General features: G+C 62.4%; 14 protein-coding genes. 6 read left to right on the forward strand and 8 right to left on the reverse strand.

What is annotated here, in order from left to right; translation table 11 throughout:
* Positions 1-46: 46 nt before the first annotated feature.
* Positions 47-208, forward strand: coding sequence for a hypothetical protein (locus ACTJLC_RS10015; protein WP_310129712.1), 162 nt, complete (start codon positions 47-49; stop codon positions 206-208).
* On the opposite strand, the gene ACTJLC_RS10020 is transcribed toward ACTJLC_RS10015, so the two are convergent.
* From ACTJLC_RS10020 to ACTJLC_RS10040, 5 genes are all read right to left on the reverse strand, one after another.
* Complete coding sequence (locus ACTJLC_RS10020; protein ID WP_310129711.1) at positions 202-1317, reverse strand: fimbrial protein; 1116 nt, start codon at positions 1315-1317, stop codon at positions 202-204. The genes ACTJLC_RS10015 and ACTJLC_RS10020 overlap by 7 nt on opposite strands.
* A complete protein-coding gene (locus ACTJLC_RS10025; protein ID WP_310129710.1) occupies positions 1314-3884 on the reverse strand; it encodes a fimbria/pilus outer membrane usher protein in 2571 nt (856 codons plus the stop codon). Before ACTJLC_RS10025 ends, ACTJLC_RS10020 begins: the two co-directional genes overlap by 4 nt.
* A gap of 210 nt (positions 3885-4094) precedes the next feature.
* Entirely contained in the window at positions 4095-4844 is a 750-nt protein-coding gene (locus ACTJLC_RS10030) for a fimbria/pilus periplasmic chaperone (RefSeq protein ID WP_310129709.1), read from the reverse strand.
* A gap of 128 nt (positions 4845-4972) precedes the next feature.
* On the reverse strand, positions 4973-5503 hold the full coding sequence (locus tag ACTJLC_RS10035) for a fimbrial protein (RefSeq protein WP_310129708.1): 531 nt from the start codon (positions 5501-5503) through the stop codon (positions 4973-4975).
* Positions 5504-5882: 379 nt separating this feature from the next.
* A complete protein-coding gene (locus tag ACTJLC_RS10040) occupies positions 5883-7184 on the reverse strand; it encodes an alpha/beta hydrolase (protein WP_310129702.1) in 1302 nt (433 codons plus the stop codon).
* Positions 7185-7371: 187 nt separating this feature from the next.
* On the opposite strand from ACTJLC_RS10040, the gene ACTJLC_RS10045 reads away from it, so the two are divergent.
* Positions 7372-8271, forward strand: coding sequence for a LysR family transcriptional regulator (locus ACTJLC_RS10045; protein ID WP_310129698.1), 900 nt, complete (start codon positions 7372-7374; stop codon positions 8269-8271).
* A gap of 234 nt (positions 8272-8505) precedes the next feature.
* Positions 8506-9900 carry a TIGR00341 family protein gene (locus ACTJLC_RS10050; RefSeq protein ID WP_154872237.1) on the forward strand — a complete coding sequence of 465 codons (1395 nt, stop codon included), beginning with the start codon at positions 8506-8508 and terminating at the stop codon, positions 9898-9900.
* Positions 9901-10108: 208 nt separating this feature from the next.
* On the opposite strand, the gene ACTJLC_RS10055 is transcribed toward ACTJLC_RS10050, so the two are convergent.
* From ACTJLC_RS10055 to ACTJLC_RS10065, 3 genes are read right to left on the reverse strand one after another with little or no spacing between them, the layout of a single operon-like run.
* On the reverse strand, positions 10109-11314 hold the full coding sequence (locus tag ACTJLC_RS10055) for a porin (RefSeq protein ID WP_440843764.1): 1206 nt from the start codon (positions 11312-11314) through the stop codon (positions 10109-10111).
* A 29-nt stretch (positions 11315-11343) separates the two neighbouring features.
* Entirely contained in the window at positions 11344-12852 is a 1509-nt protein-coding gene (locus tag ACTJLC_RS10060) for a sodium:solute symporter family protein (protein WP_310312276.1), read from the reverse strand.
* Positions 12849-13127: a DUF3311 domain-containing protein gene (locus ACTJLC_RS10065; protein WP_310122561.1), complete on the reverse strand. Its 279-nt coding sequence runs from the start codon at positions 13125-13127 to the stop codon at positions 12849-12851. The genes ACTJLC_RS10060 and ACTJLC_RS10065 overlap by 4 nt, the downstream gene beginning before the upstream one ends.
* Before the next feature lie 141 nt (positions 13128-13268).
* Between ACTJLC_RS10065 and ACTJLC_RS10070 the strand changes: the two genes are divergently transcribed.
* Genes ACTJLC_RS10070 through ACTJLC_RS10080 form a run of 3 tightly spaced genes read left to right on the forward strand, consistent with a single transcriptional unit; the run spans position 13269 to position 15310 of the window.
* Complete coding sequence (locus ACTJLC_RS10070) at positions 13269-13877, forward strand: helix-turn-helix domain-containing protein (RefSeq protein ID WP_310122563.1); 609 nt, start codon at positions 13269-13271, stop codon at positions 13875-13877.
* 3 nt (positions 13878-13880) lie between these two features.
* Positions 13881-14258 carry a TIGR04076 family protein gene (locus tag ACTJLC_RS10075; RefSeq protein ID WP_310129692.1) on the forward strand — a complete coding sequence of 126 codons (378 nt, stop codon included), beginning with the start codon at positions 13881-13883 and terminating at the stop codon, positions 14256-14258.
* Entirely contained in the window at positions 14255-15310 is a 1056-nt protein-coding gene (locus ACTJLC_RS10080; RefSeq protein WP_440843767.1) for an aldo/keto reductase, read from the forward strand. The genes ACTJLC_RS10075 and ACTJLC_RS10080 overlap by 4 nt, the downstream gene beginning before the upstream one ends.
* Positions 15311-15330: the final 20 nt, after the last annotated feature.

Here is a 15330-nt window from a genome sequence, read left to right on the forward strand (position 1 = left end):
CCGACGGCCGTTGCGAAGTTCAGTGGAGCGGGTGCGGATTTCCGCGATGTCGATCAGGCAGATGGGGCTCATGGTCATCTCTCATTGGCTGTGGCTGGAACTGTTTGGAAAACATTCTGGAAAAAATCAGACGCTGGCGACGGGGCCTTCAAACCAGGGCCCCGCCGCCGCAAATGAAACGGCGCGAAAAACGTCGGCGGCTTACTGATAGCTCATGGTGAAGGTGGCCCGCCCATTCGCCGTGCCGGGCGTGACTTGCGCCCCCGTCTGGATGTAGCGCGCCTTCAATGGAATGGTGAAACTACCGTTCCCGGTGCTGCCCGCCAGCCACTGGTTCGTATTGCCCGGCGCGCTCGAATCCGGGCCATAGCTCACCACGCCGCTCTGATTGGAGACCTGAATCGCGATCCCGGTGGCCGTTGAGTTCGACGTGAGCGACAGCTTGTCGCTGCGGTTGGTCGGCGTGGTTTGATCGGTCAGCGTCACACTCACGCTGGCGGCGCCGCCAGTCGCGCCACCCACGCAGTTCAAGCCGATGCTCAGCGGGACATCGGTCGTCGTCGCTCCCGCGCCGGTGAACTTGCTCTTGCTGATCGCACCGAGATCGACGACCTGCGAAGCGTTTTGCACACTGCACGTGGGTGCTCGCGGAACGATGTTGATGGGCGTGTTGTATTCGTACGTGTAAAAGCCCGCACCGTCGAAAGTCGCCTTGGCAAAGATCCCGCTCAGGATGCCGCCCCCGTTCGGGATCGTTCCCGTCTTGACCAGCGCGAGCGAGAAGCTCTGGCCGCGAGTATCCGTACCGGTGCCACCGGCACTCGAGGTGTTGAAAGTGGTGCTGTAAGGAAGCGACTGTTCGGTGTTTGCTGATAGCGGCCCCTTGAACTTCAGTCGCAATCCGATCCCGGGAATGGTGGTGGGATAGCTTTGCTGAGTGCCCAGCGTTGCGTTGGCGTCCCACGTCAGAATGGAACTCTGACCGACGCCGCAAATGACCAGTCTTGACCTGTTGTCTGTCGCGGGATTCGTCGTGGCGTTCGCGATGTCGCTCAAGAAGCCGCTTTGCCAGAACACCGTTCCATTCGGCGCGTCCGGGTCGATCTCGATCCTGGTCGGAAGTGTGGTGAAGACAACCCGAATTATCTTGGGCGGAGGACTGAATTGCACGATACAAGGAGCGGCCCATGCGAGTTGAGGCACGACGGACAAGCCCGTCAACAACAAGAGGCCGGCCATCTTGCCGGGCCATGCAAACATGCGTTTCATCCTGTTCTCCAATCGTTTGACGCTGGTTGATTCTTTGTCGCCGCTCATTTGCACACGGCCTCGATACGTTGATAGCTGTCGGCCTTGACGCGCGAGTCGCGCGTGGGCAGTTCATAGTGGATACGGCAAATCGACGCGGTGTCGTCGCCCCATTTCACCTGCAACTCGCCGCTGTCGAGCAGGCCGCGCGCAAACACGCGGCTGGCCTGGCCGACGGTGCCGATTTCGTTGCCGGTCTGGTCGAACACCGGCGCACCGAACGGCAACGGCTTGCCGTTCGGCTGATGCGCGTCGAGCACCGCCGAGCGGCCGACCACGGTGGCGTACTTGAGCAGCGCCACGGAACCCGCGCGCGGCGCCACCTGCTGACTGGTTTCCTGCAACTCGACATCGGTGGACAAACCCTTCGGATCGAGCTGGACATCGTTCATCACGTAAGGCGTCAGGTAGGGCACCACGGCATAGCCGCGGCTGTCGACGCGCACGCCCGCCGAATTGGTGACGCTTGCGCCGGCTGCTTCCGGCGCCTCGACGATCCCGAAGGTGTCGGACAGCGGCTGCGACAGCGACACGCCGCCAGGGTGCGCCACCACGGCCCCGCGCACGCCGACCGAGCCTTGCGAAAAGCCCGTGCCGCTGCCTGCTGTCGCGGTGAATTCCGCATACGGGTTGCGATAGGACACGTTGGCGCTGCCGCCCGTGGTCGAGCTCGCGCCGTTGCCGGACGCGTGATCGACGGTGACGCCGTAGAACGCGGTGTTGTCGGCATTCAGCGAACCGGACAGCGTGGTTTGCGCCTGCGTCCGGCCATTGGAATCGTGCGACACGCTGGCCGACGCCGTCATCGGCTGCGCCTTGCCGAGCGGGATGGTGACATTGGCGTAGTAGAGCGTATCCATCCGGCCCTGCGAATTGCGCATGCGGTTGGCCGACACGCTATAGCCGATGTTCTTGACCGCGTTGCTGTAGCCCACGGCGTAGTTGACGTCCGAGCCCGAGCGATTCCAGTAGTCGGTCGTCGAGGCGGTCAGGCTGAGGTTGCCGTGCTTCTCGCCCAACTGCTGGTTCAGCGTGACGGAAGCCCGGTTGCGCTGCCGCAGTGCTCCGTTGGAGCCGTTGTTGGCGTCGCGACGGCCGCGCGCGTACAAGGCTTCGTTCAGGCCGAAGTAGCCGCCGGTCGAATACCGGTACGCGGCCAGCGAAAAGTTGGTGCCGAAATCCGGCAGATTCTTCGCATAGCTGATCCGCACGCTGGAGCCGGTCTTGCGTCCCTCGCCCGGAAGCTGGGTGGACGACATCGAACCGTCCAGGCCGATCGCGCCGATCGGCGTATTGAACGCACCCCCGGCCAGCACCGACCCGTAGCCTTCCGCCACGGTCACGCCGCCGTAGGCGGTGAGCAGGTTATTGATGCCGCGCTGCCAGGTGCCTTGCCCGAACACCGGGTTGCCGGACAGTTGCGCATTGCGTGCGACGCCGGCCACGAAGCTGTAGCGATTCACGCCCGGACGCAGCGACAGCGGCACGGCGGCATAAGGCACCGTGAAGGTTTGCGTGCTGCCGTCCGCTTCCTCGACGCTCACCGTCAGGTCGCCGCCGTAGCCGGTCGCATACAGGTCGTCGATTTCGAACGCGCCCGGCGCGACCGTGGTTTCGTGCAGGATGACGTTGTTCTGGCGGATCGTCACCTTGGCGTTGCTGCGCGCGATGCCGCGCACCGTCGGCGCATAGCCGCGCAGCGAATCCGGCAGCATGCGGTCGTCGGTGGCGAGGCGCACGCCGCGAAACGCGGTGGAGTCGAACAGATCGCCGGTGGTATACGCCTCACCGATGGTCAACTGCGACGACAGCGACGGTACGTCGCGCTGTAGATACGTCGCGATGTCCTGGTATTTTTGCGCGCCGTGGCTGTCGAACGTGTACGAACCGTCGTGACGGAAATGCCAGTTGCCGAGGTTCAGGCCGGTATTGAGGCCGAGATAGCCCTGCGTCGCAAAGCCGGCGCCGCGGCTGTGATTGCTGTACAGATTGAAGTTGTAGCCGGCCCAGCCGGCCGTGACGCCCGAATCCCACAGATCGGGCGTGACGTAGCCGCGCGCCTTGCGCAGCAGTGATATCTGCGGAATGCTCAGTTGCAGCCGCTGTTCGCCAAAGTCGAAACTGCTGCTGGCGCCGGCAACGATCTCGTCGATGCGCACGCATGCACCCGCGGCTTCCAGGCGCTGGCGGTTTTCGGGGTCGAGCTTCTTGAGGTCGACGCCGATGCGCGCGAGTGTCTTCTGATCGAAGCAAGGTTGGGCGTTCGCCTCGCTGGAGGCGGCCTGGAACGGCACGTCGGCGCGTGCCACGCGCTCGTCGTTCACGAAGATGTCGACGTTATAAGTGCCCGGCATCACCACGTTGCCTTTCTCAAAGCGCGAAACGTCGACCTTATGGCCGTCGCCGTGCATCAGGAATTCGTTTTCGAACTGCACGGAAGCGGTGTTCGCGTCTGTCGTGTCGCCAGCACGAGCGTCGAGCTGATAGGCGGCAATGACCGTCAGCAACAGCACGCTCATCGGCTTGAGCCGGAGCTGCGGGCCTTGCAGCATGGAACCCTGTCGCGGGGCGTTCATATCGAATAACTCCATAAGGCCCGCGGGTAAATCTGGCGGGCAAAAAATTGGCATGCAGAGACCCGCGGGCGCCGATGCAGGCGTCCGGCAGCCGCCTCGTCGGAGGCGGATCAAGACCGGTGGAATTAACCTTGACCTGTCAGCGGCGGGTTCGCCGACAGTGGGGAGGCGGGCTCGGAGCGTTGCGCTCCACGCCGCTGCGGTACGGGATCAGTTCGACGCGGAAACGGCTTGCTTGCCTTTAACGCCGCCGCCCCAATCGTTGATGCTGGTGTAGTTCACTTCGGCGGCGCTGGGCGCGCTCGTCAGGTTCGCGATGGGAAACAGTTCCGACGAACCCGGCTTGAGATAACCCGAGCCCGCATCGTAGGTCTTGCCGCCCGCCTCGAGCGCGATGCTGCCGAGGTTGACGAAATAGGGCGTCGGGTTGGTCGCCTGAAGCGCGTAGCCCTTGCCGTCGGCGCCGCGCACGATGCTCCATTGCGCTTTCGACGGCGCCTCCTGGGCGCTGCTCTGCAAGCCCTGCGGACGGAAGAACACCTTGATGCGCGTGCGGAACGCGAGTTGCAGCTTGTTCATATCCTCGCCCGCTCCCGCCTTGGGCGGCACTTCCAGTACGTTCAGCCAGAACATCGATTCCTTGTCCTGGGCGAGCGGCTCCTTCGTGTAGATCATCCGCAACGTCTGCCCTTTCTTCGGGTCCAGCCGGAACATGGACGGCGTCAGCGTAAACGGCACCTTGATCTGCTCGGGTGAGGCGTTCTGATCGCCCGTGTCGATCCAGGCCTGCACCAGGGCGGGCGTATTGCCGTCATTGCTCAGCTTGACCGTGACCTCGCGTTCATTGGCGGGAAACACCACGCGCGTCGCCGCGACGACCACGCTTGCATTCGCCTGAACGCAAAACGCGCTGGCCGCCAGCAAGGTTGCCGTCGTCAAGGTTTTGATGAGTCGTTTCATGGTCTTCCTCCGGGATTTGTTAAAGAGATGACGTGTTGCTTAAAAAGCCGTCTCGCGTTGCCGCAAAACGGCTTCAAAAGGCACACTGGGGTGCAGGCCGCTTCTTGAAGCCGCCTGCACGGCACACCTTATTCGTAGCTCAGCGTGTACTGGACGCGCGAGTTGGCCGGACCTGCCGTGGCGCCGCCCAGCGACTCGTACTGAGCGTAGTACTGCAGGGTGGCGGCGCCATCGGTGATGTCGACACGCTGCGAACCTTGCGCGCTCTCGGCCGCGCCGAGCTGGATGTGACCAAAGTCGTTGTTCAGCAAACCGATTTCCACGTTCGTGGCGCCGCCGGCGTCGACGATCAGGCGACCCGTTGCGGGGTTGACGGTCGCGCCCGGTTCGAAAACGGCCGCAACGGAGATGTCCTGGTCGCACGCGCTCAACTGGATGTCGAACGGGGTACGGCCGGCCGATGAACCGGCGGTCGCCAGGGTCGTTGCCGCCACCGCCGGCAGGCCCACGGTCTTGTTCGTCACGCCTGCGTCGATCACGCAGGTCGATGCAATGACGCTACCGGCGAAGTCGATCTGGCCGTCGGCCGCGTGAGTGGGGCCGGTCAGTGCGATCAGTGCGGCGGCTGCGAAGGCGGAGGAAAGAAGCGTCTTTTTCATTTGGAAATTCACCTGTAGAAGGAAATAAAAGCGGAGACATGAACCCTGCGATCGATTGCAGTTACCTTTGCGCGCCTGTTTGGTTGCCCGGGTGTGTTCTCATCTCTCGACCAGAAGTATCGGTTCGGAGGCGTTCTCAAGGGCGTTGACGGGTATCGATTGGGACGGACTCGATGTTGACTAGTCCGATTACCGGCGTTTTCTGTATTTTTCCCGGTAGGGTTCAGGCGACAGGTGGAGGGATGCGCTTACGCGGAAGAGCAAATGAGACTGGCGATGCGGGGGATGCGGGACGCGCGTCGCTGAATTTGCAGGCGCTCACGGCGTCGAAAACGCGGCGAGCCGATCGTGACCAGCTCGCCGCTCAACACATTGCCGCTTATGCAGCGCCCGGCGGCGCGAGTGTGCTGCAATTGCCTGAAACCGTCTCGCCCTTCATCACCTTGCGGATGAACGGCAGCGAATCGACCAGCGAGGCGTTGACGGCGCCGTCATGCGTCTGCCCCGGGTAATAGTGCGATTCGATCGTGGCGCCCAGCGAGCAGGCGGTCGACACGAAGGCATAGGCATCCGACGGTGGCGTGGTCGTATCGGCGAGCCCTGAGCCGGTGAAGAGCGGAGCCTTCAGCGCGAACCCGGCGACAGGTGTGGAGGTCGCCGCCACGATCGCTCCTATCTTGTCGATGGGCGGCATCGCCTTTAGATAGTTGGTCTGATCGACGCCATTCGCTTGCTGAAGCGTGTCGAGCTGGTCGAGGCACGATGTCACCGTGGCGTCGTACAGCGGTTGCGCACGATCGGATAGGTACGGCCGGAAATCGAAACCTGGCACCACGAGCGCGCCAGTGCCCCGAATCGCGAGCAACAGATAGACGGAGTTGCCCGCATCGCCTGTCTGGGCCGGTGCCGACGGCGCCGTGCCCGACGCCACCAACGGGAAGTAGACACCCGTTGCGACGCCGCCGACGACACGCACGTCGGGTGCATAGGCAGGCGCGTACTGCAAGGTGGCGATCGTCGCCCCCGAGCCTTGCGACTGGCCGGCGGCGACCACCTTATTGCCCAGCACGCCGGGAAACGCGGCGAGCGCCGCGCGTACCGCGTCGAGCGCGCTATACGCTTCGGCGCGATGGACGAGGTAAGGATGCGGGCCCGGCGTGCCGAGTCCCTGGTAATCCGTCGCGACGACTGCATAGCCCTGCGCGAGCATCGTGCCGAGGTAGGCCTTGTCGCGATCGGAGCGCTGCCGGAACGACGGCGCGCAGATATCCGCGATGCCAACCGTGCCATGCGTCCACGCGATGATCGGCCAACCCCCCGCGGGCGGCGTGCCCCGCGGCAGATAGACCGCGCCCGACACCGTGATGGGCGTCTTGCCGTCGACGCCTTCCGTCGACGTATAGAGAAGCCTCGCGTTTTGCGCCGGATCGGAATGGTCCAGCGCGAACTCGGCTGGCAGCGGCGCTTGCCGCAGCACCACGCCTGGCTGGTTCGGCACGGCGCTCTGCCACGTATAGAACGCGGGCATGCCGCCGTCGCCGTAAGTCGCGTTCGCGACGGGCACGGGGCCCGTCGCCGCCACGTTGACGCTATCTGATCCGCACGCCGACAGGGTCAGCGCAAGCACGCCGCCCAACAGACTCAGTGGTGCAAACACTCTGGATTGCTTCGTTATTTTCATGTGACACTCCCGGTTGCTCGTCGGCGGCGCGCTCACGTCGGAGCAGTGCGGCGCTCCGCCGAGCGATTGACATGACTATCGAATTGCGCCTTCAGCCTCCGCTGAAAGGGCCGGGCTAGCATGTCACGCAGCCGTGCGTCCCGAAAGACGTCGTTTGGTTCATTCAAGTAACCGCAGGTTGTCACCCATGAAGTACCCGCAAGTACTCGCGTTCGTCAGCGTCGCGCGGCTCGGCAGCATCCGCGCGGCTGCGCGCGCAATGAACGTGTCGCAGGCCGCCGTCACGAAGACGCTGCGTCTTCTAGAGGAAGACCTCGGTGTGACGTTGTTCTCGCGCGGTGTCGGCGGCGCCGTACCCACGGCTGCCGGCCAGTCGCTGCTGCCGCGCGCGACATTGATCGTCGAGCAGATGAAGCTGCTCGACGGCGACGTCTCGCTCGACAATCGCGGCCGCGTCGCGATGGGTATGTCGCCGATGGCATCCACCTGTCTGCTGCCATTCGTGTTGCCGGACTTTCTCGCTCAGCGGCCGGGCGCGCCGCTGCGCATCGTGGACGGCGCGCTCGCGACGGTGTTGCCCGGCCTGCGGGACGGCACGCTGGATTTCGGAGTCTGCACGACCTTCGCGGAATCGATCGCGCTGCCGTTCCGGTTCGATCCCTGGCTGCGGCAGCAGGCGGTGGTGATTGCGCATCGTGAGCACCCGGCGGCCAGGGGCCGCTGCACGCTGGATAAACTGACCGGTTTTCGCTGGGTGAGCGGCGGGATGCGCATCAGCACTCAGCCCCCCGACGTTGGCGTCGCCAGGGTGATCGAGGCTCCGCAAAACATCGAAAGTCAAAACGCGGCAGCGACGTGGGCGGTGCTCAAGCACGCGCAGGCGATTGCCGTGACTACTGCCGATCTCGCGGGGCGAATCATTGATCCCGAGATCGTGACACTCGATCTGGATACGCCGTTGCCAGACATGACAGTCGGGCTGGTGACACGCTCCGACGCGTTTCTGTCGCCTAACGCGCAACTGATGGCGGAGATGCTGAAGGATCGGGCGATGCGCGAATACAGGCAGACGTTGCATATCGCGTGACAAGCATGGTTGAATTCGTTCAGCCATTGACGCACCGCCGACTCTCTCGCACTGAATTCGCAAATCAGACGGTTCCGATTGTTTGCAAGTACAGGGTTAACTACGATGCGGCTTGCGCACCCGTTTCCGTGAGACTTCGATATCGCGGCGGGTGCTCTCCTTTACAGCGATATCTGCCCATGCCAAAAGCATGGGCGCTTTTTTTGTACGCGGTTTCCCGGAAGCACTGCCACGATGAATACGATCAACCCCACTACTGTCACTTCACGATTCGACCGGACCAGAGCCAGATTGCGGACCTGGTTCGGCCTGCAGGAAGGCAAGGCGACGGATGCCGTCATCGATGAAACCCTGCGCGGCGGCGTCGAAATCAAGGGTCCCAATTTGTGGATTCTGATGTTCGCGATCTTTGTCGCCTCGATCGGACTCGACGTCAATTCGACCGCCGTCATCATCGGCGCGATGCTGATCTCCCCACTGATGGGACCCATCATGGGCATCGGCTACGGCGTGGGTATCTACGACTTCGCGCTCATCAAGCGCTCGTTGAAGTATCTGCTGGTCGCAACGCTGATCAGTCTTGTCACCTCCACCGTCTACTTTCTCGTGACCCCGCTGTCAGGCGAGCATTCGGAGCTGCTCGCGCGAACCACGCCGACCATCTGGGACGTGCTGATCGCGCTGTTCGGCGGACTCGCCGGCATGGTGGGCGTCACGCGCCGCGAGCGATCGAACGTGATCCCCGGCGTCGCAATCGCCACCGCGCTCATGCCGCCGCTTTGCACGGCCGGCTACGGGCTTGCCAATGGGAACATGTCGTTCTTTTTCGGCGCGTTCTATCTGTTCTCGATCAATTGCGTGTTCATCGCGGTATCGACCGTGGTGATCACCTGGATACTCACGCCGCCGCACAAGCGGTTCGTCGATAACCGGATCGAGCGGCGCGTCAAGCATCTCGTGGTCGCCGTGGTCATGCTGACGGCGGTTCCCAGTGTTTATCTGGCGTACCGGCTCGTTCAGGAAGAGGTGTTTAGCGCGAAGGCGCAGCAGTTCGTCAAGGACGAAATGGCGCTGCTCCGTCAGACGCACGTTGCAGGGACCAACGTCACGCCGTCGCGCAAGCTGATCGAGGTGACGCTGATCGGCGAGCGTGTCGACGACGGCAAACTGAAGGAGATCGCAGCCCGCCTCACGCATCGCGGATTGGCGGGTAGTGAACTGGTAGTGCATCAGATAGGCGACTCGCGTCAGCAGATCGACGCATCGTCCATCAAGGCGAGCATTGCCGGCGATCTCTATCAGGAGACGAAACTCGAGCTTGCAAACCGCGACAACGTGATTGCGCAATTGCAGGAGAAATTGCAGCAACAGGAGCGCGACCGGTCGCGCGAGGCCGACGTGGCGAAGGAACTGCACGCGCAGTATCCGCAGGTCACCAAGGTCGTGCTGTCGAGCGCAACGCAGTGGGATGCGGTGTCAGGCAATGCGGAAGAGCAGGAAGTGACGGTGGTGTATCTCGCATCCGCGAAGCCGCTCATCGCGGCCGAAAGACGTACCATCGAACGATGGCTGCAGGCGCGTTTGAAAACGGAGCGCATCAGCCTGTTTGTGGGCAGGCACGTGTCGTGAGCCGCTGGTTCACTGGCCGCGTACCGGTGAGCGGGTGAAAAACAAAAGTAGAAAAACACCCGCTGGCGGATCATGCCGGTCTTGCTTCCGGGCCTCGGTTGCCTTTGGATTCCATTGATATGTACGCCGGTGATTCGGGGCATTCGGGTCACTCCTCTTACCGGCGTACACGATCAAATCCAATAGTGCTAAGACGCCTTGGCTCGACTCAGAAAGAGTGATACATGCCGACCGACATCAACAACTGCTTTGCGCTGCTGGAGGTGTAGCCGGCCCCCGGGATTTCCGCAAGCGCCTTGCGTCCCACGACCGCGCCGCCCGCGCCCGTCACCGGCGCGATGCCGTCACCGCCGGCCTTCTGCAGGATCGTGACCGCGTACAGGCTGGTTCGCTTCGAGAGGGTATAGTCAATGCCCAGATTCACCTGCTGGAAGTTGGGCTTCAGGTTCTGATAGTCCGCTTTTCCGGCGTTGTAAATGTAGGCCGCACCCACCAGCAAAGCGGGCGAGAGCCGATACGTCACGCTGGCCTCGTAGCTGTCCATCTTGAAGTCACTGCCGCCGCCCGCAGCGGTGAAACCGTTCGCGACGAAGTACTGGCTGTTCTGCAAATCCGTGTGCGAGTAGTTGAGCGCAAAAGTTGCGCTCCCCAGTGAGTAAGAACCGCCCGCGGTCAGCACCTTCATCGCATTGGCGTCCTGCAACGCGACATACCTGTTGAGGGACCCGACATAACTACCGTTCGACGTATAGACGCCCCCCGTGCCGTTCGGCGAAGTGGCGGGGTTCTGAATGTCCAGATAGCCGGCCGCCAGCGAAACCGGGCCGTTCGTATAACCGGCGGCGAGAGACCATACACGATTGGTCGAGAAACTGCCTGCAACGCCGCCCAGGCTGAAGAGCCCCTTCACTTGCAAGCCATTCCATGTGGGACTGACGTACTTGATGGCGTTGTTGATGCGGATCGACTGGTTGAGGTTGTCCAGGTCGCCGAAGTGCGAGCCATACCCCGTGGCGAAATTATTGCTGGACGGGAAGTAACCGACTGTCTCCGACGGCGGATCGTACTGACGCCCCAGCGTCACCGTGCCCCAACGATCGTTGGTCAGTCCGACAAAAGCCTGGCGGCCGAACTCCGTGCCGCCCTGTCCAAGTTTGCCATTCTGGATATTGAAGCCGTTCTCCAGCGTGAAGATCGCCGCAGTGCCGCCGCCGAGATCTTCCTTACCCTTGAGACCCCACAGGTTGCAACTCGGCGGCCCGCAAGTGTCGGATTGAACGACATGCCCGCTCCCCGTGTTGTTGATGAACGTCACGCCCGCGACAACCCGTCCATAGAGCGTCACGCTGCTTTGCGCCGAGGCGAAAGCCGGAACTGCCATGAGAAACGCGAATCCGATGCCCGTCTTTTTCATTGATATCTCCAGGTCCGTCCAGTTCAGGCTCAAATGTGGTTGTGTAGAGCGGCCGAATCCTTGTGCGCCAACAGTTCGGGCGCCATGCCGAGCGCCACCGCGCGGCGGCTCGGCGCCGGTGTAACCAGGCTCACGATCACGACCGTTAGCGCGTTGATCGCCAAGGCAATCAGGCCCGGCTCCCACTGCGGGGCGATCGTCTCCCAGTAGTGCGCGGCGAACGGCGCCAGCAACGAGACGAAGCCCGCGACGAGTCCGGCCAGCACCCCGAGCGCCGTTGTTCTCCGCCAGAGGAAACCGAGAAAGACAGCCGGCGCGAGCATGCCGATTGCCGAATAGGCGTCGAGCAGTATCTTGACCAGCGAACTCTTCTGGCTAATGGACAGCCACACGGCGATCGCGGCGAATACCGTCAGTGCGGAGCGCGAAATCAGCAGCGACGTGCGGTCGTCAAGACGTGGCGCAAACGGTCTCACCACATTGCGGGTAAAGATCGACCCCGCGGTGAGCAGAAGCAGTGACCCAGGCGCCAGCGCCAGCAGAAATCCCGTTCCCGCGACGAGACCGACGACCGGCGCGGAGTATTGCTGCGAAACGAACTGGAGCAGCGCCGCATTCAGGTTATTGCCGGGCGGCTGCGTGCCGGCCAGCAGCGCGGCGAAGCCGAGCAGAATGATGAAAAAATAAGCCAGTGAATAGAGCGGTTGCCAGATCGCATTGCGCCTGATCACCGTGGCGCTTTGCGCGGTGTAGGACATCTGGAACAGATGCGGAAACACCCAGTTGCCGAGCGCGATGTTGATCGACGAGGTCATCAGCCAGATAGCGGTCGTGGGGGACGCGGGATCGAGTCCGGGGAACCAGCCAATGCCGGGATGCCGCGTCTCGGCCAGATGAAAGACGTCCATCATGGAAGCGGCGCCCACTTTCGCCGCGACCGTCGCGCTCAACACGATAACGACGACGATCATCAAGACGTCCTTGACGCCGGCTGCGAACGCCGCGGAGCGCACACCCGCGGTGAAGACGAACGCGATCATCAATAGCCCGGCGACCAGCGTGGCGGCCTGCGTGGAGATCAGATCGTCGAGGGTCAGTTGGACGATCAGCCCCAGGCTCACGAGCTGAATCTGCACGTACACGATCAGCGAGGCGATGCCGATCACGCCTGTAACGATACCGAGCCACTTTGCGTCGTAGCGGGCGACGAAAAAATCGGCTTGCGTGATCAACTGCCGGCTGCGGCCCGCTTTCCAGATCTTCGGCATCAGCCAGTAGCCGATGGCATAGCTCAAAGAAACCGAACAGAACGCGAGGTACGCCGGCGCGCCGAGCGCCCACGCGTAGCCGGAAATCCCGAGTACCGCGAAGGTGGTATAGACCTCGCCCGCATTCATGAACCAGAAGACGACCGTGCCGAGGCTGCGGCCGCCGACCGCCCAGTCCGACAAGGTTTTTCCTCGCCGGGTGCGTCTGCCGTAGGCGGCCGCGCCGGCCACCGTGGCGAGCAGGATGGCGAGAACAATGGCAATCTTCATTGCGCGTCTCCTGTTGAAGCAGGCGTGGCCTGGAGGTATGCCGCTTCCTCCTGCTCCACGCCGTGGGCTCGATCGAGCATGAACACGAGCCCGATCAACAGGCTAGTGAGGACGATGCCGGCCATTTGCCACAGCATTGGAAAAGGCAGGCCGAGGGGCGACCAGGAGACGTGATTGACGACTGGCGCGAGTCCTGCTTGCCAGATAAACGGGATGACCAGGAGCCATCGATAGCGGTAATGCGGATTGCCGCGCTGCGCGGGACGCGTTTCCATGAGTCTCCTCATAGTGAAGTTGTACTGCACAACGTGGCTGCGAGTGTGCACTAGCAATGCACGAAACGCCACCTGTTCAAAGTCATGTTCGGGTTTTCCTGATGCCAGATAACTCACATTTTTGCCGCTAACGGCCTCGGCTTGACCGTCGGAATGCGTGTACCTATACTGCACACCGACGTTTCCCCAGCGTCTACACAACAGGATAAGAAAGTGATCGGAGAGCGACTCAAGGAATTGCGCACCGCGCGTGGCATGTCACTGCGCCAGTTGGCCGCGCTCGCGGATGTCTCGCCTACGCTGCTCAGCCAGATCGAACGTTCGGTCACGGACCCGAGCCTCGAAACCATGCGGCGCCTGGCTGGCGTATTCGGCGCATCCGTTGCTTCATTGTTCGCGGACACCGCTGCGCCGTCGGTATGGATCAGCCGGCCCGGGGAGCGGTCGATGCTGACCGCGCCGAAGGGGCGTGTCAGCTATGAGCGTCTCACCGCGGGCAACGGGCAACTCGAAGTGTTGCGCGCAGTCTTGCTGCCTGGCGAGGTATCGGCGGACGAACCACGCGGGCACGCATCAACGGAATGCGTTTATGTCATCAGCGGTGAACTGACCGCCCAGATCGACGGTGTCGGGTATCCGATCGCCGCCGGCGAAAGCATTTCGTTTGACTCGCGGCTGCCGCATCGCTATTGCAATTCGTCATCCACCCCGACCGAAATCATTCTTTCGGTCACACCACCGAATCCCTGACACATGAATCCTCAACAGCCTGGCGAGCGCGACGACGCGCCCTCATTCGAGTTGTACGACCTTCGCGTCGAAGTGGTCGCGCCGGAGGGCGCACGGTTGTACTGCGGCGCAAAGGTAGGCGATTACTTTGAACTGCGCGGCGAGATGCTTCACTTGCCGCCGGGCCAGGGCTTTTCGATCTATTCGCTCGCCAGCCTGCTGCCGCTGCTGCCTGCCAAGCAACGGGCGACCGATCCGCACGACTGGATGTCGACCGATGCGGAAGTGGCCTGCCCCGATCCCAATTGTCCCTCGCGATTTCGCATTTCCAGACTCGGCAAGCGCCGATTCCGGCATGCGGACACCACTGCGGTCAAACTCTCCTCAAAGGACCACGAATGACACAGATGCAGCGAATAGAGTTGGCGCCGGGCTACTCGGTCTCCCGGATCATCAAAGGCGGCTGGCAACTTGCCGGCGACCATGGCAGCGTCGACCGCGCAACCGCGATCGCCGACATGGGCGCGTATTACGAAGCCGGAATGACCGCGTTCGACTGCGCCGACATTTACACGGGCGTGGAAGAAATGATCGGCGAATTCCGTGCCGACTACCGCAAGCGCCTTGGCGCGGACAGTCTCGCTCAACTGAAAATTCATACGAAGTTCGTTCCCGATCTGTCGTCGCTGCGCACGATCGATCGGAAGCTGGTTGAACAGACCGTCGACCGGTCCTTGTCGCGCTTGCGCGTGGAGCGGCTCGACCTCGTTCAGTTTCACTGGTGGGACTATTCGGTGCCGCGCTATCTCGAAGTCGCGCAATGGCTGCTCGAATTGCAGCGCGCCGGCAAGATCGACAGGCTGAGCGGCACCAACTTCGACACGCAGCGCACGCAGGAACTCATCGAGTCGGGCGTTCAATTGACGAGCATGCAAGTGCAGTACTCGCTGCTCGACCGTCGTCCGGCGAAAAAGCTCTCGGCGTATGCTCGCGAGCACGGCATTCACCTGCTCTGCTATGGCACGGTGGCGGGCGGCTTTCTATCCAACCGATGGCTTGGCGCGCCCGAACCTGGCCGCGACATCGCAAATCGCTCGCTGATCAAGTACAAGCTCATCATCGACGACTTCGGCGGGTGGGAAGTTTTCCAGACGCTCTTGCGCACACTCGAGAACATCGCGAGCAAGCACGGCGTGTCGATGTCGACCATTGCGACCCGCTGGGTGCTCGATCAGCCGCAAGTGGCCGCCGCGATTGTCGGCGTGCGGCGCGCCGATCACTTGCCGGAACATATGAAAGTGCTGTCGGTCGCACTGGACGCCGAAGATCGCGCCGCAATCGAACAGGTTCTCGCACGGAGCACGGCGATTGAAGGAGACGTGTACAGCGTCGAGCGTGATATTCATGGCCGCCATGGAAATATCATGAAATACGAATTGAATGGCGCTGCGTGAAGCCGCGTGCGGAGGGCGGT

It is taken from the genome of Paraburkholderia sp. 22099, assembly GCF_052045835.1.
In the GTDB taxonomy this organism is placed as follows: Bacteria; Pseudomonadota; Gammaproteobacteria; order Burkholderiales; family Burkholderiaceae; genus Paraburkholderia; species Paraburkholderia terricola.

Bases quoted from the DNA above. Each gene is read 5' to 3' on its own strand.
- ACTJLC_RS10015 (WP_310129712.1), top strand. From the start codon at position 47: ATGTCGATCAGGCAGATGGGGCTCATGGTCATCTCTCATTGGCTGTGG.
- ACTJLC_RS10020 (WP_310129711.1), bottom strand. From the start codon at position 1,317: ATGAGCGGCGACAAAGAATCAACCAGCGTCAAACGATTGGAGAACAGG.
- ACTJLC_RS10025 (WP_310129710.1), bottom strand. From the start codon at position 3,884: ATGAACGCCCCGCGACAGGGTTCCATGCTGCAAGGCCCGCAGCTCCGG.
- ACTJLC_RS10030 (WP_310129709.1), bottom strand. From the start codon at position 4,844: ATGAAACGACTCATCAAAACCTTGACGACGGCAACCTTGCTGGCGGCC.
- ACTJLC_RS10035 (WP_310129708.1), bottom strand. From the start codon at position 5,503: ATGAAAAAGACGCTTCTTTCCTCCGCCTTCGCAGCCGCCGCACTGATC.
- ACTJLC_RS10040 (WP_310129702.1), bottom strand. From the start codon at position 7,184: ATGAAAATAACGAAGCAATCCAGAGTGTTTGCACCACTGAGTCTGTTG.
- ACTJLC_RS10045 (WP_310129698.1), top strand. From the start codon at position 7,372: ATGAAGTACCCGCAAGTACTCGCGTTCGTCAGCGTCGCGCGGCTCGGC.
- ACTJLC_RS10050 (WP_154872237.1), top strand. From the start codon at position 8,506: ATGAATACGATCAACCCCACTACTGTCACTTCACGATTCGACCGGACC.
- ACTJLC_RS10055 (WP_440843764.1), bottom strand. From the start codon at position 11,314: ATGAAAAAGACGGGCATCGGATTCGCGTTTCTCATGGCAGTTCCGGCT.
- ACTJLC_RS10060 (WP_310312276.1), bottom strand. From the start codon at position 12,852: ATGAAGATTGCCATTGTTCTCGCCATCCTGCTCGCCACGGTGGCCGGC.
- ACTJLC_RS10065 (WP_310122561.1), bottom strand. From the start codon at position 13,127: ATGGAAACGCGTCCCGCGCAGCGCGGCAATCCGCATTACCGCTATCGA.
- ACTJLC_RS10075 (WP_310129692.1), top strand. From the start codon at position 13,881: ATGAATCCTCAACAGCCTGGCGAGCGCGACGACGCGCCCTCATTCGAG.
- ACTJLC_RS10080 (WP_440843767.1), top strand. From the start codon at position 14,255: ATGACACAGATGCAGCGAATAGAGTTGGCGCCGGGCTACTCGGTCTCC.